General features: G+C 66.0%; 1 pseudogene. It reads right to left on the minus strand.

The annotated features are described in order from the left end of the window. Window positions 1-164 precede the first annotated feature (164 nt). Window positions 165-934 (minus strand): annotated as a pseudogene (locus tag AB0D34_RS47265) (transposase). Window positions 935-1,361 lie beyond the last annotated feature (427 nt).

Here is a 1,361-nt window from a genome sequence, read left to right on the forward strand (position 1 = left end):
CGCCAACCTCGCCCGAACACGGTTCACTTCATGTGCGTCCACCCAACCCAACATGCACCCGAACAGGCCGGACAGGAAGACCTAACGGAGTCCTAGTAAGGGCTGTCCCGTAAATGACCTTCGAGCCGCCTCGGCGAGGTCGGCCGTCGTGCGAGGCAGCTGGTCTATCCGGCGAGGGCGAGGTTGTGTATCCGTGCGATGCCGAGCATGGCGTGGTGGACTCCGTCGCCTTTGAGGCGGCAGTCGCGGAGGATCTTCCAGGTCTTCATGCGGGCGAAGACGTGCTCGACGCGTGCGCGGACCTGCTTGTGGGACCGGTTGTGCTCCTCTTTCCAGTCCGGGAGTTCGGCCTGGCCTTTCGCTTTTCGGTGTGGGATGACCAGTCCGGTGCCCTGGTAGCCGCCGTCGGCGATCGTGGTGGTCTTGCCGACGGCGGCCTTGGCGCCGCACTCCTCCCAGCCGCGGGAGTCGTGGCGGTTGCCCGGCAGCGGCCGGCCGACCACCACGACGCGGCGGGTGTCCGCGTCGATGACGATCTGGTGGGCGGTGGAGTACCGGTAGTTCTTCGACTGCTCGGCCACCATGTGGTCGCGGTGGTGACCAGCGTGCCGTCCACGATGAGCACGGCGTCCTTGGCGAACCGCTTGCGGGGCTGGAGCGCGAGCATCGGCCCGAGGTGGTCGATGATCCGGTCCGCCGCCGACTTCGACACCCCGAACAGCGGAGCGAGCTGCCGCATCGTCAGGTTCGTGCGCCAGTATGCCGCGACCAGCAGGGCCCGATCCTCCAGAGGCAGGCTCCACGGCCGGCCCTTGCGGACCGCGTCCGCACCCTCACGTCGCAGAACCGTCACCAGCTTGCCGAACTGCCGCGGGCTCAGCCCGGTGAACGGGGCTATCCAGGCCTGCTCAGACGCGGTGATCACACGAGGCACCGCAAGATCATCGCATCTGAAGTCGGCAGCTTTGGAGGTCAGCCGGGTTTCAGAGCTCCCACCAGAGGTCGATGTTCGGGTCGACTCGCTCGCGCAGACAGCTTGAGTGCGAGTAGGCCTTCCGCCGCACATGACCGCCTCGTTCCGGGTCAACGGCACCAAGCGTGAGCGCGGTCGCTGCCCTGTCCTGAGCTAGATCGATGATCTGAAGGCAGAAGCAGCAGGTGGGGTTCGGGTCCACCGATGTCCTCCTGTACGGCCAAGGCTACGGCGCCACACTTGCCGCCCGCATACCCTACGTCGAACAGGCCGCAGCTATAGCGGGACAACCCTTAAAGGGTGTTGCACAAGACTCTGAGCTGGGCATCTTCCTTGTATGGCCGGGGTCTTACGCGCTGAGCGGGTGTGGGTGGAGACGTTCACGGGG

Source organism: Streptomyces sp. NPDC048420, assembly GCF_040651535.1.
Taxonomy (GTDB): domain Bacteria; phylum Actinomycetota; class Actinomycetes; order Streptomycetales; family Streptomycetaceae; genus Streptomyces.